This is a genomic window from Nonomuraea sp. 10N515B (assembly GCF_052245915.1).
GTDB lineage: Bacteria > Actinomycetota > Actinomycetes > Streptosporangiales > Streptosporangiaceae > Nonomuraea.
Map to the genome: position 1 here is coordinate 129350 of NZ_JBQQBQ010000009.1, position 20607 is coordinate 149956.

The window sequence follows — 20607 nt, forward strand, 5'->3', positions numbered from 1 at the left end:
ACAGCGATGTGACCAAGGTCGCATCGCGTTGCTCTACAGCTTGTAGTACTACTTTAAGTAGATGAACTACAGCTTGTAGAGCTCAGGAGTCGACGGGGATGATGGACGCACTTGACCTGGCGCGGTGGCAGTTCGGGGTGACCACCGTTTACCACTTTCTGTTCGTGCCCCTGACCATCGGTCTGGGGATCTTCGTGGCCGGCCTGCAGACGGCCTGGCACCGTACGGGGAAAGAGCACTACCTGAAGCTCACGAAGTTCTTCGGGAAGCTGTTTCTGATCAACTTCGCCATGGGCGTGGTGACCGGCATCGTGCAGGAGTTCCAGTTCGGCATGAACTGGAGTGAATACTCCACGTTTGTCGGCGACGTCTTCGGGGCGCCGCTGGCGATGGAGGCGCTGCTGGCCTTCTTCATGGAGTCCACGTTCCTGGGGCTGTGGATCTTCGGGTGGGACAAGCTGCCGAAGAAGGTGCACCTGGCGTGCATCTGGGCGGCGGCCATCGGGTCCAACCTGTCGGCCTACTTCATCCTCGCGGCCAACGCCTGGATGAAGCACCCGGTCGGCTACGAGGTCGTGGACGGCAAGGCCAGGATGACGGACCTGTGGGCGGTGCTGACGAACTCCACGGCGCTGGCCCAGGTGCCGCACGTGATCGGGGCGGCGTTCATCGTGGCGGGCGGGTTCGTGCTGGCCGTGAGCGGCTACTGGCTGCTGAAGACGCGGGCCGAGATGTGGCGCAGCGCGGCGCGGGCGGCGCTGGTGATGACCGCCATCGCGGGGGCGGTCGTCGCGGGCACCGGCGACATGTCGGCCAAGCTGATGTACGAGCAGCAGCCCATGAAGCTGGCCTCCGCCGAGGGCCTGGAGCGCGACACGGCGGGCGCGGCGTTCTCCGTCGCCCCCGGCCTCGAGATCCCGAAGGTCCTGAGCTTCCTGGCCACCAACGACTTCGACGCCACCATCCAGGGCACCGAAGACCTGCAGCGCCGCTTCGAGCAGCAGTTCGGCCCCGGAGACTACCGGCCCGACCAGACGATCGTGTTCTGGTCGTTCCGGGTGATGATCGTCTTCGGACTGGCCACGGTGGGCCTGTCGGTGCTCGGATTGTGGCTGACCCGCCGCAAGCGCGCCTTCCCGCGGTGGTTGTCGCGGGCGTTCCTGCTGGCGCTGCCGCTGCCGCTGGCCGGGGTGATCGCCGGGTGGCTGCTGAGTGAGATCGGCCGCCAGCCGTGGACGGTCGCGGGCGAGTTGCTGACCGCCTCCAGCGTGTCGCCGGGGGTGACGCTCGCCGAGGTCGCCACGTCGCTGACGATCTTCACGCTGCTGTACGGGGTACTCGCCGTGGCCGAGGCCGTACTGCTGACCCGGCACGTACGCAAGGGCGTCGAGGAGCCGGAACCCATCATCGCCAAGGCCGAGCGGCGCGAGCCGTCGCTGATGTACTGAGGAGGGACACCCATCATGATCGATCTCTGGTTCGTCATCATCGCCTTCCTCTGGACGGGCTACTTCGTGCTGGAGGGCTTCGACTTCGGCGTCGGCCTGCTCGCGCCGCTCCTCAGCAGGAACGCCGCCGAGCAGCGGCAGAGCCTGCAGACCATCGGCCCGGTGTGGGACGGCAACGAGGTGTGGCTGATCACCGCGGTCGGCGCGATGTTCGCCGCGTTCCCCGCCTGGTACGCGGGCGTGTTCAGCGCCTTCTACCTCCAGGTCACGCTCATCCTGGTGGGTCTGATCGTGCGCGGCGTCGGCCTGGAGTGGCGGGGCAAGGTGAACGATCCGCGCTGGTGCGACCTGGGCATCATGATCGGCAGCGGGCTGGCGGCGTTCCTGTGGGGCGCGGTCTTCGCCGACCTGCTGTTCGACAGCGCGCCCGCGGCCGTGCTCGGCGGTGCGTTCACGCTGGCGGTGTGCGCGCTGCACGGCGCCGTGTTCCTGACGCTCAAGACCACCGGCCCGGTACGCCGCCGCGCCCGTGGCGCGGCCCTGGGGGCAGGTGCCGTGGTGATCCCGGTGGCCGTGTTCGCGCTGTCCAACCTCGGCACGTTCCCCGCCCTGGCCGCCATGGCGGCGCTGGCCGCGGCGACGGCCCTGATCTGGCGGCGCAGGGAGGGCTGGGCGTTCGCGGCCACCGCCGCGGCGATCGTGCTGACCACGCTGGCGGTCTTCATGGAGTTGCGCGTGTCGCCGCTGCCCGGGCTGACGCTGGCCGAGGCCGCCTCCGGGTCGTACACGCTGACGATGCTGAGCTGGATCGGCCTGATCGCACTCCCGTTCGTGCTGGTCTACCAGGGGTGGACGTACTGGGTGTTCAGGAAGCGGGTTCAGCTCGCGGGAGCGCCCCCTAGGTAGAGCTTGCCGAGGCGGGGATCGGCGGCCAGTTCACGCGCCGGGCCGGAGATGTGCACGCGGCCGAGGTCGAGCACGCAGCCGACGTCGGCCATCTCCAGGGCCCGGCGCGCGTTCTGCTCCACCAGCAGCACCGCGACGCCGGTCCGGCGCATGAGGTCGATCTGGTCGAAGACCACCTGCGTGTTGCGCGGGTCGAGCCCCATCGACGGCTCGTCCAGCAGCACCACCTTCGGCTCCAGCATGAGGGCGCGGGCGAACTCGACCTGCTTCTGCTGCCCGCCGGACAGCAGCCCGGCCATGCTCCCCCACCGCTCGGCCACCACGGGGAACAGCTCCTTGACGGTCTCGATGCGGGTGTTCAACTGGGCCTGGTCGCGGACGGTGAACCCGCCGAGCCGGACGTTCTCGGCCACGGTCATCTCGCGGAAGACGCTGTGGCCCTGCAGCACGTGGGCCAGGCCGAGGCCGAGCAGGCGTTGCGGCGAGAGCCCCGTCACGTCCTGGCCGGCCAGCAGCACGCGGCCGGACCGGGGCGTGAGCAGGCCGCTGGCGACTTTGAGCGCGGTGGACTTGCCGGCGCCGTTCGGGCCGACGAGGCAGACGACCTCGCCGGCGCGGACGGTGATGCTCAGGCCGCGCAACACGAGCGCGGCCCTGCCGTACCCGGCTTCGACGTCTTCCAGGGACAGCACGACTTCAGACACCGAGATACGCCTCCAGCACCTTCGGATCGTCCCGCACCACGGACGGCGGGCCTGCGGCGATGGGCGCGCCCCGGTCGAAGACGATGACGTGGTCGCACATGCCCATGACCATGTCCATGTTGTGCTCGACGACCAGGAACGTCCGGCCCTCGGCGTTGAGGTCGCGCACGAGCGAGACGATCCGGTCGATCAGCGCCGGGTTGACGCCGCCCGCCGGCTCGTCGAGCAGCACCAGCTCCGGCTCGGCCATGAGGGCGGCGGCCAGTTCGAGGAGCTTCTGCTGGCCGTAGGACAGGTCGCGGGCCTCGGCGTCCTCCAGGTGCTCGATGCCCATCCTGCGCAGCCAGTGCCGGGCCCGCGCGACCTCGCCCTTGTCGCGCAGGCCGGCCAGCAGCTCGCGCAGGCGGGTGCGGCGGACGGCGACCAGCATGTTCTCCAGCACCGTCAGGCGCGGGAAGACCCGGCAGAGCTGGAAGGTGCGGCCGATGCCGGCGTGCGCGATGCGGTGCGGCGAGTGGCGGGTGATGTCGCGGTCGCGGTAGAGCACCCGGCCCGCGTCGGGCTTGATCATGCCGGTGATGAGGTTGAAGAAGGTGGTCTTGCCTGAGCCGTTCGGCCCGATCAGGCCGTTGATCTTCCCTTCGAGCAGTTCCACGCTCGCGCCGTCCACGGCCAGCACGCCGCCGAACGACTTGCTCAGCCCCTCGGTCCGCAGCGAGCTCATGGCGCCACCCCTTGGAGTCGCTGCTCGGCCGTCTCGTCGGGAATGGACGGCCCGGCGCGCCGTCTGGTGAAGCGGGCGAGGATGCCGTCCGGCATGAACAGCACGACCAGCACGAGCACCAGGCCCGTCGCGGTCAGGTGGATCTGCGTCTCGCCCAGCGCGATCAGGAAGTACTCCCCTGCGGGGGCCACGATGAGCGCCCCCAGGAGCGGGCCGAACAGGTGGCGCACGCCGCCGAGCAGGCTCATCAGCACCATGTACGAGCCGATGAGGATGGAGAAGACGAAGATCGGGTCGAGGCTGCCGAACCAGACCGCGTAGAGCCCGCCGGCCAGCGCCACGAACAGGGCTGACAGGGCGAACGCCGTCACCTTGTACGCCCCGGTCGGCACACCCAGCGACTCGGCCTTGTCCTCGTCCTCCCTGATGGCCCGCAGGCCCGCGCCGAAGCGGGAGCGGGAGACGTACCACCAGGAGGCCAGCGCGATCGCGAGCAGCGCCAGGAACAGGTAGAAGAACACCATGTGCGTCTGGCCGCGGTGCAGGCCGGGGAAGGGCGAGGGGACTTGCAGGCCGGTCGAGCCGCCGGTGAGGGAGCGCCAGCCCTGGACGACGAGGTTCATCATCGACACCAGCGCGATGGACACGATCACGAAGGACGCGCCGCGCACCCGGACCGCCGCGATGCCGACGACCACGGCGAACACCGTGACCAGCAGCGCCGACGCCAGCAGCGCCACGACCCAAGGGACACCTGCCCGGACGACGAGCAGGCCGGTGCCGTACGCGCCGAGGCCGAAGAACGCCGAGTGGCCGAGCGAGACGTAACCCGTGAATCCGCCCAGGAGGTTCCAGGAGGTGGCCATGGCGGCGTACATGACGGTCAGCGCGCCCGCGTACACGAGGTAGTAGTTGGGCACCAGGAACGGATAGGCGATCGCCAGCGCGGCGACCAGCAGGGGGAGCCCTCTAGAAGCGATGCGCAAGCCGGCCTCCGAAGAACCCCTGGGGGCGCGCGAGCAGGGTCAGGAAGAGGAAGACGTAGAACATCATCGTGGCCCAGGTCGCGTCCACGGTGACCAGGACGAGGCCCTCGACCACGCCGAGCAGGACGGCCGCCAGCGCGGCGCCGATCACGCTGCCCAGGCCCCCGACGACGATGATGGCCATGAGCTTGCCGATCCACACCCAGTGCGAGGCGGGGAAGAACGGCGTGATCAGCGCCAGCACCGTGCCGCCCACGGCAGCCGTGGCCAGGCCCACGCCGAAGCCGTAGCCGGCCACGCGCTCGGTGTGGATGCCGACCAGCCTGGCTGCCTCCCGATGCTGGATCGTGGCCCGCAGCGACTGCCCGAACCTGCTCTTGACCAGCACCGCGAACAGCACGATGAGCGTGATCGCGGCGACCCAGAACGCGATGATCTTGTCGTATGGCAGGTGCACGCCGGCGATCGTCAGGGACCGGGTGGCGTAGTCCATGCTGACCGACTTGTACGAGCCGGTGTAGAACGTGCCGAGCAGCCCCTCGATCGTCAGCGCGATGCCGAACGTCAGCAGCACCGACATCATCGCCAGGTTCTCCGGCGCCAGCCGCGCGATCAGCAGCCGCTGCACCGCCACGCCCAGCACGAAGAACAGCGGCACCGTCACCGGCAGCGCCAGGAACGGGTCGAGGCCGAACACGGTGTGCACGGTGTAGGTCAGGTACGCACCCAGGAACAGGAACGCCGGGTGCGCCACCATGACCACCCGCATCACGCCGAAGTACAGCGACAGGCCCGAGGCGAGCAGGGCGTAGAGCCCGCCCGTCAGCACGCCCAGGGCCAGTCCCTGCAGGAGCAGGCTCACCATTCCTTCTTCGGGTAGACGATGTCGGCGGTCTTGGCGCTCTCCGGCAGGACGATCTGGATCTTGCCGTCGACGTACTGCTGGATCATGTGCGCCTGCTCGGGCCTTCCCTGGTCGTCGAAGGACAGCGGGCCGACGACCGTGTCGAACGTGCCCTGCCTGATGTGGTCGGCCAGCTTGTTCTGGCACTCCGGGGTCGGGTCCACGCACTTGACCGCGCTCACGGCCGCCTCGACGATCTGGCCGACGGTGTAGCCGTTCGCGGCGTCCTCGTTGGCCTCGCCGCCGAACATCTCCTTGTACCGCTTGACCATGTCCTGGTTGCCGGTGAACGTCGCGGTCGCCGACCAGCCGACGGGCGAGATGATGTGTTCGGCCGCCCCCTTCACCGCGGTGGGGAACTCGGCCAGCGTCGGCCCGGTCGAGAACGCCGCCAGCTTGGGCTGCACCTTCAGCTCCTGCAGCGCCCGCACCAGGCCCACCGAGTCCTCGAACTGCGTGCCGCCCACCACGATGTCCGGCTTGGCGGCCGCGATCTTGGCGGCGATGGGCGCGAAGTCGGTGGTCTCCGGCGGGTAGACCTCGTCCACCACCGTCTTGATCCCGGCCGCGGCCAGCTTGTCACGCAGCCCGTACGCGGTGCCCTGGGCGAACGGGTCGTCCAGGCTCGCGTATGCCGCCGTCTTCGGCTTCTGGTCGGCCGGCAGCTTGAGTATGTAGTCGGCCAGATAGTTGTAATGATCGCTGGCGATCGCCGGAGCCGCGTAGAACAGCCGCTTGAAGCCCTGCTCGAAGACCTCCTTGGCGGCCCCGGCCGGCTCCACGAACACCATGTTGTACGACTCCGCCACCTTCGCCGCCGGGATGACCAGCCGCGACGAGAACGGCCCGAACACCAGGTTGACCTTGTCTTGGGTGATCAGGGACTCGTAGTCGGAGCTGACCCGGTTCGGGTCGGAGGCGTCGTCACGGAAGATCAGCTCGACCTTCCTGCCCAGCAGGCCGCCCTTGGCGTTCACCTGGTCGGCCCAGACCTGGTAACCCTCCTGGATGCCCTTGCCGGGCTCGGAGAAGTCACCGGTCAACGGGAGCGAGATGCCGATCTTCACCGGCCCCGTCTGCTGACCCGGCGTCTGAGCACCACCGGGCTCGTCTGTCTTGGCGCAGGCGGTCAGTCCTAATGTGCAGATGGAGATGATCGCCAGGCCCTTGAGAACTCTTGCCATCGAGGGAACCCCCGGTTTGGAGAGGTGCCGCGTAAGCGCTTTCGGAAGCGCTTTCGGTTACGATTACACGGGATTCAGCCCCGGACAAGGGGGTTCGTATGGCACATCGGCCGCCGCGCCTCGTGGACGTCGCCAAAGCCGCAGGAGTCTCGCTCGCCACCGCCTCGCGTGCCATGACCGGCAGCACGGGGGTCAGCCCTCAGGTCGCGGCCCACGTGCAGGCGGTCGCCTCTCAGGTGGGATACGTGCCCAACAGCCACGCGCGGGCGCTGGCGGGCGGGCAGGCGGCCATCATCGGGCTGATCGTGCACGACGTCGGGGACCCCTACTTCGGCGAGATCGCCAGAGGCGTGCTGCGCGAGACCGAGAGCCTCGGCTACCTGGCGCTGATCAGCCAGACCCAGCGTGACCCCGGCGCGGAGCTGGTCAGGATCCGGGCGCTGCGGGCCCACCGAGTGACGAAGATCGTACTGGCGGGCTCCGGCTACATCGAGGCGGCCACGGAGGTCGACATCGCCGCCGAGGTGCGCTCGTACACGGCGGCGGGCGGCCGGGTGGCCGTGATCGGCCGGCATCACCTGCCGGTGGACGCGGTGTTGCCGGACAACGCGGGCGGCGGGGTGACGCTCATGCGGCACCTGCTCGACCTGGGCCATCGCCGGTTGGGCGTGCTGGGCGGCCCGGCCAACCTGACCACCGTGGCGGACCGGCTGGCGGGGCTGCGCACCGCGTTCGACGTGGCCGGGCTCGACTGGCGCTCGGTCCCGGTCGTGCACGGGGACTTCACCAGGGAGGGCGGCGCGGCGGCGACCGCGCAGCTCATGCGGGCGCGTCCCGACCTGACGGCGGTGGTGGCGTTGAACGATCCGATGGCGGTGGGCGCCCTGTCGTGGTTGCTGAACCACGGGCGCCGGGTGCCGGAGGAGATCTCGGTGGCCGGGTTCGACGATGCGCCGGTGGCGCGCGACGTCTACCCGGCGCTGACGACGATCAGGCTGCCCATGGTGGGGATGGGCAAGGAGGCCTTCGAGCTGGTGCTCAAGCCGCCCGCCTCGCGCCCGCGCCGCCGTCGTACCCGTCACGAGCTGGTCATCCGCGCCTCCACCGCCCCGCCCCCGCCCTGACGTCACCCCCCTTGACAGACCTTTCCCCCGGGATACGATCCGCTCGAAGGTCACGTAAGCGCTTTCGGAAGCGCTTACGCCCGGCGAGAGGATGCCCGGATGTCAGCCCTTCGCACTCTCACCCTCGCGGCCGCACTCGCCCTGGCCGCCCCGGCACTCCCATTGCCCGCCCACGCCGTCGCCGCCCAGGACTGCGCACTCGGACACGCCCGCGTGAAGGGCGTGGACGCGGGGCACCACTGGGCGCCCGTGACCCCCGCCAAGTGGCAGTTCCCCGGCGACCAGGTGATTCTCGCCGAGGCCGGGGTCGCCCGCCCAGGACCGCGCCGGCCCTTCGAGTACGCGGTGCTCAAGACCGGCCCTGAGTTCGCCTCGGCACGCATCGACGCGAAGGTCCGCCTGGACACGCCGACCAGCGTCAGCAACCGCGACGTGATCATCGTGTTCGGCTACCGGTCGGACACCGAGTTCTACTACGTGCACCTTTCTCAGGACAACACCATCTACCCGCACAACGGGATCTTCGTCGTCAACAACGCCGACCGCCTGCGCATCGACGACCAGTGGAACGGCCAGGTCGGCGCGCCGCCCGCGGTGACGGACACCGCATGGCACCGCGTCCGCGTCACGCACTGCACGGACACCGGCCGCATCTCGGTCTACGTGGATGGCGCCGAGACCCCGCTGATGACGGCCACCGACCGCACGTTCGCCTCCGGCCGGGTCGGCTTCGGCTCGTTCGACAACATCGGCAGGATGCGCGACCTGACCGTCAAGGGCACCCCGGTCCGTGACGGCACCGCGCCCGTTGAGCAGTGAACCCGTGAATCGACACCCTTGGTGGTGAGGCATGCCCAGAACCCTCCGAGGCCTGATGGCCGTGCTGCTGGCGACCGCGTTATGCGCCTCGCCGGCCACCGCGCAGGCGGAGCCGACTCCCCTCGACGACCCCATCCCCGAGAAGCCCACCCCGTCGGGCCTCACGCTGACGCTCGAGGAGTTCGCCTCCTTCCCCAAGACCGACACGACCCCGGCGCCGACCGACCCGCGCCTGGTCCGCTGGGCCAGGATCAACTACCTGGGCGAGCTCCCCGACGGCTCGCGCCGCCTGTACGTCAACGACCTCAACGGCAAGCTCTACTTCCTGGACAAGAGCGGCGGCCGGCCGCGTGAGTACCTCGACGTCGGCGCCACGTTCGCACCCGACTTCATCTCGGGACGCGGCCTCGGCAGCGGCTTCGGCTTCGCCGCCTTCCACCCGGAGTTCGGCAGGAACGGCACGTTCTACACCGTCCACACCGAGTGGGGTGCCGCGCTCACCACCAAGACCCCAGACCTGCCGCCCCAGCCGGGCGTCAGGTTCCACGGCGTGATCACCGAGTGGACGGCGACGGACCCGAAGGCGAGCACGTTCTCCGGCACCCGCAGGGAGGTGCTGAGGCTCGGCTTCTCCGGCCAGATCCACGGCATCCAGCAGATCGACTTCAACCCGGCCGCCCGCCCCGGCGACAAGGACTACGGCCTGCTCTACATCGCCGCCGGCGACGGCGGACGCGGCGTCAGCAGCGACGACCCGCAGAACCTGGCCGTACCGCACGGCAAGATCCTGCGCATCGACCCGTCCGGCACGAACGGCGCCAACGGCCGCTACGGCATCCCCGCCGGCAACCCGTTCGTGAGCCGGCCGGGCGCGCTCGGCGAGATCTACGCCTACGGCATGCGCGACCCGCACCGCTTCAGCTGGGACCCGCAGGCCGGCAACCGCCTGTTCCTGGGCCACATCGGCGAGCACGCCATCGAGGCGATCTACGATGTCGGCGCCGGGGACAACCTGGGGTGGAGCGAGCGCGAAGGGTCGTTCCTGTTCAACAAGGCCGACCGCTGCCACCTCTACACGCTGCCGGACAACGACGCCGAGTTCGGCTACACCTACCCGGTGGCGGCCTACGACCACGACCCGCCGCCCGGCCACTCCTGCACGTCCGACAGCGGCCACGCGGTCGTCGGCGGTTTCGTCTACCGAGGGCTCAAGCTGCCGCTGCTGCATGGGAAATACCTGTTCGGCGACATCGTGGACGGTCAGGTGTTCTTCACGGTCGCCGCGCAGATGAGGGAGGAGACCGGCCGCCGGGCCACCATCTACAAGCCGCGGCTGGTCGACGCCGCCGGCAAGCAGGTCACCCTGCAGGACCTGGCCGGCCACTCCCGGGTGGACCTGCGGTTCGGCCGCGACGCCGCCGGCGAGCTGTATGTGTTGTCAAAGGCCAACGGCAAGATCTGGAAGGTCACCAAGGCCGGGTGGACGCCGCCCGACGTGCTGCCCAGCCTGCGTGACGACCTGGTGGCGGCGTACGACTTCGAGCACCCGGTGGCCGGTGACCCGGCCAAGGAGCGGGACCAGGGCCTGTCCGGCACCGACATCACGCTCGTCAACGGCGGCGCCGCCATGCGCGTGGCCGACCGCGCCTACCGGGGCAGCACGCATGCGCTGCAGACCCGCCAGGTCGAGCCCGCCACGGCAGGCAACGACGACTGGAAGGCCGGGATCTACGGCGAGAACGGCGTGCCGACCCTGCGGGCGTTCAACGCCGTCCAGGGCGTGACCATCATGGGCTGGTTCAAGATGCAGGGCACGGGTCCCGCGCCCAACTCCAACACCGCCGACCCGGCCGACTTCTTCAACGCGATCGGCCTGGCCGGGGTGCTGAGCGGCAACTCGCAGGGCCATGACGTCAGGGCGCTTCTGGAGCTGATCACCGTGAACGGCGAGCTGCGCGTGGTGGCGCTGGCCCGCCGCGTGGACGGCGGCAGCTCACAGACCTTCGCCGCCGGCCAGCCGTGGCAGGAGATCCTGCCACGGGACCAGTGGGTGTTCCTCACCGCGACGTTCGACTTTGACACCGCGACGATGAAGCTCTACCGGAACGGCCGCCCGCTCGACGGCTTCTCCACCGTCGCCGGCGACCCATGGGGCGTCGAAGGAGACCCCGAGCCGGACGTCACCTCGGCGACCGACCCGCGAGGCATCAAGATCGGCGGTAGCTACCCGCAGAACACCCGGGAGCAGAACCCGTGCGACTGCCGCATGGACGGGCTGATGTTCCTGGACCGGGTGGCCTCCCCAGGGGAGGTCAGAGCCCAGTACGAGCTGATGCGCTGACGTCGTGGGCGGCGCCGGCCCGTCCGGCGCCGCTCACTTGGGTGCGGGTGTCTGCGAGACCCGGTGGTCGGTCAGGTGCAGGTCGCCGTTGAGCGTGGGCTTGATGACCTCCAGCACCTCGAGCGGGCCCAGGACGGTCCAGCGGGGGCCCACCAGATGGGGGTTGTACTCGGGCGCCCGGTCCATCCACTCGTCCTTGAGCTTCTCGGTCTTGAAGGTGTTGACGAAGAACTCGCCTTCCTTGGTCTTGCAGTACGCGGTACGGATTTCGTCGGCGTCGACCTGCATCTTCGGCTTGCAGCCCACCTTGGCGGAGAGTTGCTCGACCGTGAGGGGGGCGGCGTTGGCCTGCGCATTTCCCGCTGCTCCGTAGTCACTGTTCTTCCCGACGTACTGGGAACAGCCAGTGACCAGCCCGGCCAGCAGCGCGAAAGCGGCCAGACGTGGAAATGTCGTCATGTGCGGAGGTACGCAGGGCCTGCCACCGCGGTTCAGCAACCTGCCGCAACCCGCATTCTGAAAAGATTCCGGCCGGCATGTAGAGAACAGGAGGACGGCTCCGACCTCCCCGTGAAGGCGGCGCCAGACGAGCGCCGGAACCACACAGGAGGCAGTGAGATGAGCAAGGTCACTTGTGACATGGCAATGTCCCTCGACGGCTTCGTGGCTGGCCCGAACCAGAGCCTGGACCAGCCGTTCGGCGACGGCGTGGGCGAGCGCCTGCACCAATGGATCGACCAATGGATGTTCGGTGAGTCCGAGCAGCACGCCGCAGTGATCGAGGGCATTACCGCGGCCGGTGCCTTCATCATGGGCCGCAACATGTTCAGCCCCGGCCGCGGCGCCTGGGACCTGGACTGGAACGGCTGGTGGGGCGACGAGCCGCCGTACCACGCGCCGGTCTTCGTCCTCACTCACCACCCACGCGAGCGGGTGACGATGAAGGGTGGCACGACGTTCACGTTCGTCACCGACGGGATCGAGTCGGCGATGGCCCAGGCGCGTGAGGTCGCAGGCGAGCGCGATGTGGCCGTCGCCGGCGGCGCCGAAACGGTGAACCAGTATCTGGCGGCAGGGCTCATCGACGAGCTGCGCCTGCACGTCGCGCCCATGATCCTCGGCAGAGGCGAGCGGCTGCTCCACAACGTCGGGGACATCACCCTCGAACCCCTCGCCGCCCCCTCGGGCACCCGCCTCGTCACCCACCTGACGTATCGGGTGATCCGATAGAAGGGCCGCCTCGGTTCAGCGCAGGATCACGCTGCCACGCGCGGTCAGCCTCCGCAAGACCTCGGGATCTCCGTCGAGCTTGTTCCACCGCAGGTCGAGCTTCTCCAGCGCGGGCAGGTCGGCCAGGCACTCGGGCAGCTCTCGCAGCCGGTTGTTCCGCAGGTCCACGTGGGTGAGCTGGGGCGGCATCGCGTCCGGCAGCTCGCGCAGGCGATTGTTGCGGAGATCCAGCACGCGCAGCTCGCCGAGCCGGCGGATCGAGGCGGGCAGCCGGGTCAGGGCGTTGCCCTGCAGGTGCAGCTCCCGAAGCCGGGCCAGGCCGCCGATGGTGCCAGGGAGTTCCTCCAGGCGGTTGTTGTAGAGCCGCAGTTCCACCAGGGAGGCCATGGACCCGATCGGGTCCGGCAGGCGCGTGATGCGGTTGTCGGTCAGATTGAGGTAAGCGAGCCGGTCCAGCCGTCCGATCGACTCGGGCACGTGCGTGAACAGGTTGTCGCTGAGATAGAGGTAGTCGGTGAGGGACAGGTCGCCGAGCTCGGGCGGGATCGCGGTGAGCCGGTTGTGGCCCAGGTCGAGCATGCGGAGGCGGGTCAGGCCGCCGATGGCTGCGGGGATCTCGGTGAGCGCGTTCTCGGCCAGGTTGAGCGATTCCAGGCCGGCCAGTTTCCAGAGGGAGCCGGGCACCTCGGTCAGGCCGTTCCCGCCGGCCGCCAGGTGGCGCAGCGCCAGGGGCAGCCGGTCAGGCAGGGCGCCGATGCGGTTGCCGTACAGGAAGAGTGTCTCCAGGTGCGGCGGGCAGGCCGGGAAGGACGTCAGCTCGTTGCCGTCGAGGTGCAGGGCGCGCAGGGCGGTGAGCCGGGAGAGGTCCGGCAGGCGGCGCAGGCGGTTGCCGTCGAGCCGCAGCTCCTCCAGCGCGACCAGCTCCGCCACCCGGTCGGGCACCTCGGCGATCGCGTTCCAGGCCAGGTCGATCAGCCGGACGTCGTCCGGGACATGCGGGAAGGCGGTCAGTCCGGCGTCGGGTGCGCGCATGGTGTCGATCATCGCACGGGGTTATCGGGTGTGGGCGGTACGCAGGTCGAAGAGCTCCGACGGGGAGATGGGCATGCGGTCGATCTCGATGCCCTCGGCGTCCTCGAGGGCCGAGGCGATGACGGCGGACACCGGGATGACCCCGGCCTCGCCGGCGCCCTTGATGCCGAGCGGGTTGAGCGGCGACGGCGTCTCCAGGTGGGCGGTCTCGACGCGGGGGACCTCGGTGGCGTACGGCATGAGGAAGTCCATGAAGGAGGCGTTGACGAGCTGCCCGTGCGCGTCGTACACCATGCGCTCGTAGAGGGCGCCGCCGACGCCCTGCGCCACCCCCCCGTGGATCTGCCCCTCCACGATCATCGGGTTGATGAGCCGCCCGCAGTCGTGCACGACCGCGTACCTGACGATCCTGATCTCGGCCGTGTCCGGGTCGGTCTCGACGACGGCCGCGTGCATGCCCGCCGCGAACGTCGACCTGATCGGCGAGTAGTAGTCCCGCCCCTCCAGCCCCGGCTCCTCGCCCTCGGCCACCGGCGGCCGGTCCGGGGAGGCGGTGCCGGAGAACTGGGTGGCCTTGGCGGCCTCTTCGTCGAAGGCGTAGCGCAAGGGGTTGGCCAGCACGGCGACCGTGGACAGCGGGATGGACGCGGTGGGCGCGCCCGCCACGTGCACCACGCCGTCGGTGATCTGCAGGTCCGACGGGTCGGCCTCGAGCGCGTCGGCCGCGATGCGCAGCGCCTTCTCGCGTACCTTTCTGCAGGCCAGGGCGATGGCGTTGCCGCTGACGACGGCCGCGCGGGAGGCGAACGTGCCGACCGCGTACCCGAACCGGCGCGTGTCGCCGGTGACCACGCTGATCCGCTCGATGGGCACGCCCAGCTCGCTGGCGGCGATCTGAGCGAACACCGTCTCGTGTCCCTGGCCTTGCGAGGTGAGTCCCGTGGACACGTGCACGCGGCCATCGGAGGTCACCTGCACGTGTCCGCCCTCGTACGGCCCGACCCCGGTCCCCTCGACGTAGCAGCCGATCCCGATGCCCCGGCCGGGCGCCGGCTCGAAGTCGTCCCAGCCGATCAGCTCCTTGACCATGCGGAGCATCTCGGGATAGTTCCCGCTGTCGTAGATCAGCGGCCGCCCGTCCTGGAACGTCATCCGCTGGTCGTACGGGAACTCCTCGGGCTGGATGAAGTTGACCGCCCGCACCTCGGTCCGGTCCTTGCCCAGGTAGCGCGCGATCTTGTCCATGGTGCGCTCCATGCAGAACACGCCCTGCGGGCGGCCCGCGCCCCTGTAGGGGGTCACCTGCACGGTGTTGGTGTAGACGGCGCTGAACTCGACCCGGTACGCCCCGAGCTTGTAAGGGCCGAGCAGCTGGGTCGACGTGACGATCGGCACGATGATCCCGTAAGGGGTGTAGGCGCCGTGGTCGTGCAGGATCGTCACGTCCAGCCCGAGCACCCGGCCGTCGTCGTCGAACCCGGCGCGCACGTACTGCACCTGCCCGCGCTCGTGCGCGGAGGAGATGAAGTGCTCTCTGCGGTCCTCGGTCCATTTGAGCTCGCGGCCGAGCGTCATGGCCGCCCACGGCACGAGGATCTCCTCGGGCCACGGGTGCACGATCTTCACGCCGAACCCGCCGCCGACGTCGGGCGCGATCACCTCGACCTTCGGCAGGGGCAGGCCGAGCGTGGCGGCGACGGCCATGCGGACGCTGGTGGAGGTCTGGGTGCTGGAGTAGACGCGCAGGTCCTCGCCGTCCCATCGGGCGTACACGCCGCGTCCTTCCAGCGGCATGCTGGCGCTGCGCTCGATGTCGAGCCGGAAGGCCAGCGTGTGCGGCGCGGTCTCGATGGCCTCCCGGGCGCCGCGCCCGTCGGCGGCGGCGACCTCCTGGATGAGGTGGGCGCCGATGTTGCCGGGCACGTCCTCGTGCACGAGCTGGGCGCCCTGGACGGCCTCCTCCAGGCCGACGACCGGCTTGAGGAGCTCGTAGTCGACCTCGATGAGCGCGCAGGCGTCCTCGGCGGCGTACCTGTCGGCGGCCACGACCATCACCACCGGCTCGCCGACGTGCCGGACGACGTCCCTGGCCAGCGGGTACGCGGTGCGCCCGTGCGTGAGCGCCGGGTGCGGGATGAGGAGCGGCAGCGCCCGGCCCACCCGCTCGGGCAGGTCCTCCCAGGTGTAGACGGCGACGAGCCTCGGCACGTCCAGCGCGGGCCCGACGTCGATGTCGCGGATGCGGGCGTGCGCGTGCGGCGAGCGCACGAACGCCGCGGCGAGCGCGTCACGCCCCAGGTCGTCGAGGTAGCGGCCCTGTCCGGTGAGCAGCCTGGGGTCCTCCCTGCGCGCTACGGACTCCCCGAACAATCTCGTCGTCATGCTTCCTCCGCCAGCAGCTCGGCGGCCCGGTGAACGGCCTTGACGATGTTCTGGTAGCCGGTGCAGCGGCACAGGTTGCCGGAGACGCCCTCCAGCACCTCCTCCTCCGTCGGCGCCGGATTCTCCGCCAGCAGGGCGGTCACCGTGCAGAGGAACCCCGGCGTGCAGAAGCCGCACTGCAGCCCGTGACACTCGGCGAAGGCCCGCTGCACGGGTGAGAGCCCGTCCGGTCCGGCGAGCCCCTCGACGGTGGTGATCTCGCGGCCGTCCACGGTGACGGCGAACGTCAGGCACGAGCGCACGGGCTGCCCGTCGAGCAGCACCGTGCAGCAGCCGCAGACGCCGTGTTCGCACCCCACGTGGGTGCCGGTCAGGCCGAGGTCGTGGCGCAGGCAGTCGGACAGCAGGCGGCGGGCGGGGACGCTCACCCGCCTGGCGGCGCCGTTCACGACGAGCGTGATCTCATGCTCCACGGGTCTCCGCCTCCCTGGCCGCGTTGCGCAGCGCCCGCTGGGCGAGCACCCTCACCAGATGCCTGCGGTAGGCGGCCGATGCGTGGATGTCGCTCTCGGGCTCGATCGCGTCATGCACGAGCTGGGCCACGCCCCAGTCGATCCCCTGGACGGGAGACGGCCCGCTCAGCTCTGTCACGTCCACGACCGTCGGCACCGGCCCGACTCCGATGCACGCGACCTTGGCCGCCGTGACGAACGCGTCCTCGTCCAGCGTGACCACGGCGCAGACCCCGGCGAGGGCGTAGTCGCCGTGCCTGCGGGTCACCTCCTCGAAAGCAGCCCCGGTCCGCGGACCCAAGGCCGGGAAATATGCCGATACGGCCAGCTCGCCCGCCTGGACGGCCGACTCCATGGGACCGACGAAGAAGTCCTTGGCGGGCACGTCCCGCTCGGCCCGCGTGTCTCCGTCCCAGCGGGCCACCCGTACGGAGCCGCCCAGCACCGCCAGTACGGCGGGCAACTCCGCGGCCGGGTCGGCGTGCACCAGGCTCCCGACCACGGTCCCCCGGTTCCGGATCACCGGATGGGCGACCAGTTTCAGCGCCCGGCTGAGCAGCGGATGCGCGCCGGCCCGCTCCACCTCCGAGTGCCGGGCCAGAGCGCCGACCCGCACACCCGCCTCCGTGCGCTCGATGCCGCCCAGCGACACCACCTGGTTGATGTCGACGAGATGCTCAGGCGCGGTCAGCCGCATGTTGAGCATCGGGATCAGGCTCTGCCCTCCGGCCAGCACCTTGCCCCGGACCTCGGCGAGGGTCCGCAACGCCGTGCCGAGGTCGCGCGGGGCGTGGTACTCGAACGGCGGCGGCTTCACCCGGCCTCGCTCCTGGCCGGCTTGAGCGACGGCCCGGCGATGGCCCGCAGCAGGTGGTAGCCGCCCAGCACCACGATGGTGCCGAGGGCGATGCCCTCCAGGATGAACTCCCCGGCGATGAAGTGGCTGACGGGCCCGATGGCCAGGATGATGCCCGCGCCGATGGGGACCATGTTGACCGGGTCGGCGAAGTCCACCCGGTTCTCGATCCAGATCTTCGCGCCGAGCAGCCCGATCATCCCGTACAGGATGACGGTGACGCCGCCGAGCACGCCGCCCGGCGTGGCAGCGACCAGCGCGCCGAACTTGGGGACCAGCCCGAAGAAGATCGCGATGACGCCGGCGATGTAGTAGGCGGCCGTCGAGTAGACCCTGGTGGCGGCCATGACGCCGATGTTCTCGGCGTATGTCGTCGTCGGTGAGCCGCCGACCGCGCTGGTGACCACCGTGGCCACGCCGTCGGCGACCACCGCCCGCCCGACGTACGGGTCCACGTCCGCGCCCGTCATCTCGCCCACGGCCTTGACATGCCCGATGTTCTCCGCGATGAGCGCGATGACCGCGGGCAGCACCAGCAGCACGGCCGAGAACCGGAAGTCGGGGCCGTGGAAGCTCGGCAGCCCGAACCACTCGGCCTGGGCCACCTGGTCGAAGTTCACCCGGTCGTGCGGGAAGGCCGTGGCCACGCAGTACGTGCCCTCGACCGGGCAGGGGTTGCCGGCCGCGTCCCGCAGGTTCTGGCCGGGCAGCACGGAGGTGACCGGCCCGGCCGCCCGGTCCAGCAGCCACGACAGCAGGAACCCGGTGACCAGCCCGATCAGCACGCCGATCCGCCCGATGAACCCCTTGAACACCACGATCACCAGGAACGTGATCACCATGGTGATGAGCGCGATCCAGTGGTCCTGCGGCCAGTAGACGTCCGCCACCACGAACGCCAGCCCGAACCCGATCAGCATCACCACCGCGCCGGTGACCACAGGCGGGAAGACCTTGTGGATGATCTCCACACCGAGGAAGTGGATGGCGAGCCCGGCCAGCGCCAGCACGAGCCCGGCGACCAGGATCGCGCCGGTCACGATCGCGTCGGCGCCGGCGGTGTCGCCGCCCGCGGCCGCCCTGATGGCGAACACGCCGCCGACGAAGGACGCGCTGGTGCCCAGGTAGCTGGGCACCTTCCCCTTCACGATCAGCAGGAACAGGATCGTCGCGACGCCCGACATCATCACGGCGACGTTGGGGTCCAGCCCCATGACGATCGGGAAGACGAACGTCGCGCCGAACATCGCGATCACGTGCTGCGCGCCGAAGCCCACCATTCTGGGCCAGCTCAAGCGCTCGTCGGGTCTGACCACCTCTCCGGGCGTCAGGTGTTTGCCGTCACCGTGTCTGGTCCATCCCCACACCATGAGAGGGCCCCTTTGTGCTGGTTTTCCGCTGAGCCGGCGCCACGTTCCGTTGCGGGCACATTAGGCCCGCCCGGACGCTCCTACACGGGCATGATCTGCCAAATCTGCGCCGACTACCAGTGAAACCCTCGCGCACATGCCAGAACTACGCGACGTGAATCGAGAATCCGTCCCCACTCACGACCTGACCTGCCCTGATTTTGGCGGTTTTGCGGAGTTCAACCTCTCCGTCCACGAGCACCATGCCCTCGGCGATCAGCTGCTTGGCCAGGCCGCCGGTCTCGGTGATCCCGCAGTACTTCAGCAGGTCGCACAGCGGGATGTAGTCGGATTGCAGTTCGAAGTCCAGGTCCACGAGACTCAAGCCTAGATGCCCCGCATCCGCAGCACGTGCAGGGCCAGGGTCAGGTTGAGCCGCAGGTGCGGGTCGTCGGTGAAGTTGCCGAGCAGCCGCTCCAGCTTGCCGATCCGGTAGCGCAGCGTGTTGTAGTGGAAGTGCAGGCGCCTGGCCGTCTCGGCCACGTTGAGGTTCGTCTCCAGCAGCACCTGCAGGGTGCGCCGCAGGTCGGCGTTCTCGGCGTCGTCGTCGGAGGCCAGGGGCCCGAGCGTCTCGCGGACGAACGCGTGCAGCTCGTCGGTGTCGTTGACCAGCGACAGCAGCCGGTAGACGCCCAGCTGGTCGAAGTGGGCGACCGCGCCGGGCCCGTGCAGCTGGCGGCCCACCCTGGCCGCCTTCAGCGCCTGCGAGTACGCCTCCGGCAACGTCTCCGCGCCAGGGCTGGGCCGGGACGTGCCGGTCGAGAACGTCGCGGGCGGCACGTCGGCGAACGCCGAGGCCGCGTCCTTGGCCACCCGGGTGGCATCGATCGAGGCGTCGACCACGGCCACCACCTCGTGCGAGAACCCGGCCACCGCCCCCCGCGGGTCGTGCCGCCTCATGGCCGCCGTCCAGCACGACACCAGCCGGTCCTGCGCGCTGCGCTCGTCGCCGTCGGGGTCGAGCTCGGCCACGAGCACGGTCACCGGCCGCGCCAGGTCCCATCCGAACGCCCTGGCCCGCGCCGTGATCCGCTCGATGCTGCCGGCCCGGCCGGTGAGCACGTCGCGCAGGAAGTCGGCGCGGTATTTGCTCTCGACGGCGTTGACCGCCTCCTGCCGGGTGACGACGAGCGCGGCGACGGTGGCCGCGCGCTCCAGGATGCCGACGTCGCCGTCCCTGATCGCCGCCGACGGGCTGTAGGCGACGATCCTGCCGTGATGGTGCCCGCCGGCCAGCACCGGCACCGAGGCGAACGCCCGCCCGCGCCCCGACGTCCGCGCCGGGGACGTCGGTGGGCCCTCGCGGGAGATCGACTCGCGCAGCACCGCGACGTGGTCGGCCGGACCGGCGGTGGCCAGCACCTGGCCGGCGCCGTCCACGGCCGCGACCGACACGTCGAGCAGCTGCGCCACCTCGGCGGTGACCTCGCCCAGCCCGCCGCCCGCCAGCACCACCTGCACCATGGCCCGGTGCGCCTCCTCGACGCGGGCCAGCATGGCGGCCTGGCGGTTGAGTATGTCGGTCAGCACCTGGTTGAGGATGTCGTCGAAGCCGACGTCGTTCGGCAGCAGGATGAGCGGGAAACCGAGCCGGTCGGCCTGCTCGACCATCTCGTCGGGCAGCTCCTCGACATAGCGGCCGAGCTTGATCGCCAGTGCGGCCAGGCCGCGCTCGTCCAGGTCGGCCACGAGCCGGCCGAGTGACTGCGGCGTGTTGCGAAGCGGATATCCGGTGGTGAGCAGCAGTTCGTGCGGTTTGACCCAGGCCAGGATGTCGGGGACCTCCATGACGTTGAGCCGCTGGACGATGCGCCCGAGCCCGCTCTCCCCGGCGATGAGCCTGGCCTCCGCGAGGGTCGACACGCCGAGCACCTCTTCCACGGACACGCCATGAATGATCGTTCCAGTGCTGGCGAGACGGACGGGGGGCTCCATGGGGAGATTGTGACCCGGGAAGCGGTCTGTCAGGAAGAGCCAACCTTCCCGCTGACTGTTGGCAAATTTCTCCGTACGGAGGGTTCCCTGCCCGTTCTACGGTCAGGTCCA

At 69.9% G+C, this 20607-nt stretch carries 19 protein-coding genes; 6 read left to right on the top strand and 13 right to left on the bottom strand.

Annotated features, from left to right (window positions below):
- The first annotated feature begins 101 nt into the window (after positions 1 to 101).
- Together ACTWQA_RS15785 and cydB are read left to right on the top strand one after the other, a co-directional pair.
- On the top strand, positions 102 to 1448 hold the full coding sequence (locus ACTWQA_RS15785; RefSeq protein WP_443160119.1) for a cytochrome ubiquinol oxidase subunit I: 1347 nt from the start codon (positions 102 to 104) through the stop codon (positions 1446 to 1448).
- A gap of 15 nt (positions 1449 to 1463) precedes the next feature.
- Positions 1464 to 2354: a cytochrome d ubiquinol oxidase subunit II gene (gene cydB, locus ACTWQA_RS15790; protein ID WP_443159974.1), complete on the top strand. Its 891-nt coding sequence runs from the start codon at positions 1464 to 1466 to the stop codon at positions 2352 to 2354.
- Here cydB and ACTWQA_RS15795 read toward each other — a convergent pair.
- Genes ACTWQA_RS15795 through ACTWQA_RS15815 form a run of 5 tightly spaced genes read right to left on the bottom strand, consistent with a single transcriptional unit; the run spans position 2327 to position 6856 of the window.
- Positions 2327 to 3058 carry an ABC transporter ATP-binding protein gene (locus ACTWQA_RS15795; protein ID WP_443159975.1) on the bottom strand — a complete coding sequence of 244 codons (732 nt, stop codon included), beginning with the start codon at positions 3056 to 3058 and terminating at the stop codon, positions 2327 to 2329. The genes cydB and ACTWQA_RS15795 overlap by 28 nt on opposite strands.
- The gene (locus ACTWQA_RS15800; RefSeq protein ID WP_443159976.1) at positions 3051 to 3782 is read right to left on the bottom strand and encodes an ABC transporter ATP-binding protein; all 732 of its coding nucleotides are present in this window, start codon (positions 3780 to 3782) and stop codon (positions 3051 to 3053) included. Before ACTWQA_RS15800 ends, ACTWQA_RS15795 begins: the two co-directional genes overlap by 8 nt.
- Entirely contained in the window at positions 3779 to 4768 is a 990-nt protein-coding gene (locus ACTWQA_RS15805; RefSeq protein WP_327590620.1) for a branched-chain amino acid ABC transporter permease, read from the bottom strand. Before ACTWQA_RS15805 ends, ACTWQA_RS15800 begins: the two co-directional genes overlap by 4 nt.
- Positions 4752 to 5633, bottom strand: a complete 882-nt coding sequence (locus ACTWQA_RS15810) for a branched-chain amino acid ABC transporter permease (RefSeq protein WP_305922733.1) — start codon at positions 5631 to 5633, stop codon at positions 4752 to 4754. Before ACTWQA_RS15810 ends, ACTWQA_RS15805 begins: the two co-directional genes overlap by 17 nt.
- Entirely contained in the window at positions 5627 to 6856 is a 1230-nt protein-coding gene (locus ACTWQA_RS15815; protein WP_443159977.1) for an amino acid ABC transporter substrate-binding protein, read from the bottom strand. Before ACTWQA_RS15815 ends, ACTWQA_RS15810 begins: the two co-directional genes overlap by 7 nt.
- A gap of 98 nt (positions 6857 to 6954) precedes the next feature.
- On the opposite strand from ACTWQA_RS15815, the gene ACTWQA_RS15820 reads away from it, so the two are divergent.
- From ACTWQA_RS15820 to ACTWQA_RS15830, 3 genes are all read left to right on the top strand, one after another.
- Positions 6955 to 7980 carry a LacI family DNA-binding transcriptional regulator gene (locus tag ACTWQA_RS15820; RefSeq protein WP_443159978.1) on the top strand — a complete coding sequence of 342 codons (1026 nt, stop codon included), beginning with the start codon at positions 6955 to 6957 and terminating at the stop codon, positions 7978 to 7980.
- 99 nt (positions 7981 to 8079) lie between these two features.
- On the top strand, positions 8080 to 8799 hold the full coding sequence (locus tag ACTWQA_RS15825; protein WP_443159979.1) for a hypothetical protein: 720 nt from the start codon (positions 8080 to 8082) through the stop codon (positions 8797 to 8799).
- Positions 8800 to 8830: 31 nt separating this feature from the next.
- Positions 8831 to 11140 carry a PQQ-dependent sugar dehydrogenase gene (locus tag ACTWQA_RS15830; RefSeq protein WP_443159980.1) on the top strand — a complete coding sequence of 770 codons (2310 nt, stop codon included), beginning with the start codon at positions 8831 to 8833 and terminating at the stop codon, positions 11138 to 11140.
- A 33-nt stretch (positions 11141 to 11173) separates the two neighbouring features.
- Here the strand turns inward: ACTWQA_RS15830 and ACTWQA_RS15835 are convergent, their stop codons facing one another.
- A complete protein-coding gene (locus tag ACTWQA_RS15835) occupies positions 11174 to 11599 on the bottom strand; it encodes a hypothetical protein (RefSeq protein ID WP_305922738.1) in 426 nt (141 codons plus the stop codon).
- 159 nt (positions 11600 to 11758) lie between these two features.
- Between ACTWQA_RS15835 and ACTWQA_RS15840 the strand changes: the two genes are divergently transcribed.
- Positions 11759 to 12370 (top strand): dihydrofolate reductase family protein, encoded by a 612-nt coding sequence (locus ACTWQA_RS15840; RefSeq protein WP_443159981.1) that lies wholly within the window; start codon positions 11759 to 11761, stop codon positions 12368 to 12370.
- A gap of 15 nt (positions 12371 to 12385) precedes the next feature.
- Here the strand turns inward: ACTWQA_RS15840 and ACTWQA_RS15845 are convergent, their stop codons facing one another.
- From ACTWQA_RS15845 to ACTWQA_RS15875, 7 genes are all read right to left on the bottom strand, one after another.
- Positions 12386 to 13402 (bottom strand): leucine-rich repeat domain-containing protein, encoded by a 1017-nt coding sequence (locus ACTWQA_RS15845; RefSeq protein WP_443159982.1) that lies wholly within the window; start codon positions 13400 to 13402, stop codon positions 12386 to 12388.
- 21 nt (positions 13403 to 13423) lie between these two features.
- On the bottom strand, positions 13424 to 15784 hold the full coding sequence (gene cutA, locus ACTWQA_RS15850; protein WP_443159983.1) for an aerobic carbon-monoxide dehydrogenase large subunit: 2361 nt from the start codon (positions 15782 to 15784) through the stop codon (positions 13424 to 13426).
- On the bottom strand, positions 15781 to 16257 hold the full coding sequence (locus ACTWQA_RS15855; RefSeq protein WP_127935032.1) for a (2Fe-2S)-binding protein: 477 nt from the start codon (positions 16255 to 16257) through the stop codon (positions 15781 to 15783). Before ACTWQA_RS15855 ends, cutA begins: the two co-directional genes overlap by 4 nt.
- Positions 16247 to 17113: an FAD binding domain-containing protein gene (locus ACTWQA_RS15860; RefSeq protein ID WP_443159984.1), complete on the bottom strand. Its 867-nt coding sequence runs from the start codon at positions 17111 to 17113 to the stop codon at positions 16247 to 16249. The genes ACTWQA_RS15855 and ACTWQA_RS15860 overlap by 11 nt, the downstream gene beginning before the upstream one ends.
- A complete protein-coding gene (locus tag ACTWQA_RS15865; RefSeq protein ID WP_443159985.1) occupies positions 17110 to 18522 on the bottom strand; it encodes a uracil-xanthine permease family protein in 1413 nt (470 codons plus the stop codon). The genes ACTWQA_RS15860 and ACTWQA_RS15865 overlap by 4 nt, the downstream gene beginning before the upstream one ends.
- Before the next feature lie 145 nt (positions 18523 to 18667).
- Positions 18668 to 18877 (bottom strand): RNA-binding S4 domain-containing protein, encoded by a 210-nt coding sequence (locus ACTWQA_RS15870; RefSeq protein ID WP_305922724.1) that lies wholly within the window; start codon positions 18875 to 18877, stop codon positions 18668 to 18670.
- Positions 18878 to 18888: 11 nt separating this feature from the next.
- On the bottom strand, positions 18889 to 20496 hold the full coding sequence (locus ACTWQA_RS15875; protein WP_443159986.1) for a PucR family transcriptional regulator: 1608 nt from the start codon (positions 20494 to 20496) through the stop codon (positions 18889 to 18891).
- Between the last annotated feature and the right edge of the window lie 111 nt (positions 20497 to 20607).

Excerpts from the sequence above, each read along its gene's own strand:
- ACTWQA_RS15785 (WP_443160119.1), top strand. The coding sequence starts at position 102 with ATGGACGCACTTGACCTGGCGCGGTGGCAGTTCGGGGTGACCACCGTT.
- cydB (WP_443159974.1), top strand. The coding sequence starts at position 1,464 with ATGATCGATCTCTGGTTCGTCATCATCGCCTTCCTCTGGACGGGCTAC.
- ACTWQA_RS15800 (WP_443159976.1), bottom strand. The coding sequence starts at position 3,782 with ATGAGCTCGCTGCGGACCGAGGGGCTGAGCAAGTCGTTCGGCGGCGTG.
- ACTWQA_RS15810 (WP_305922733.1), bottom strand. The coding sequence starts at position 5,633 with ATGGTGAGCCTGCTCCTGCAGGGACTGGCCCTGGGCGTGCTGACGGGC.
- ACTWQA_RS15815 (WP_443159977.1), bottom strand. The coding sequence starts at position 6,856 with ATGGCAAGAGTTCTCAAGGGCCTGGCGATCATCTCCATCTGCACATTA.
- ACTWQA_RS15820 (WP_443159978.1), top strand. The coding sequence starts at position 6,955 with ATGGCACATCGGCCGCCGCGCCTCGTGGACGTCGCCAAAGCCGCAGGA.
- ACTWQA_RS15825 (WP_443159979.1), top strand. The coding sequence starts at position 8,080 with ATGTCAGCCCTTCGCACTCTCACCCTCGCGGCCGCACTCGCCCTGGCC.
- ACTWQA_RS15830 (WP_443159980.1), top strand. The coding sequence starts at position 8,831 with ATGCCCAGAACCCTCCGAGGCCTGATGGCCGTGCTGCTGGCGACCGCG.
- ACTWQA_RS15835 (WP_305922738.1), bottom strand. The coding sequence starts at position 11,599 with ATGACGACATTTCCACGTCTGGCCGCTTTCGCGCTGCTGGCCGGGCTG.
- ACTWQA_RS15840 (WP_443159981.1), top strand. The coding sequence starts at position 11,759 with ATGAGCAAGGTCACTTGTGACATGGCAATGTCCCTCGACGGCTTCGTG.
- ACTWQA_RS15845 (WP_443159982.1), bottom strand. The coding sequence starts at position 13,402 with ATGCGCGCACCCGACGCCGGACTGACCGCCTTCCCGCATGTCCCGGAC.
- cutA (WP_443159983.1), bottom strand. The coding sequence starts at position 15,784 with ATGACGACGAGATTGTTCGGGGAGTCCGTAGCGCGCAGGGAGGACCCC.
- ACTWQA_RS15865 (WP_443159985.1), bottom strand. The coding sequence starts at position 18,522 with ATGGTGTGGGGATGGACCAGACACGGTGACGGCAAACACCTGACGCCC.
- ACTWQA_RS15875 (WP_443159986.1), bottom strand. The coding sequence starts at position 20,496 with ATGGAGCCCCCCGTCCGTCTCGCCAGCACTGGAACGATCATTCATGGC.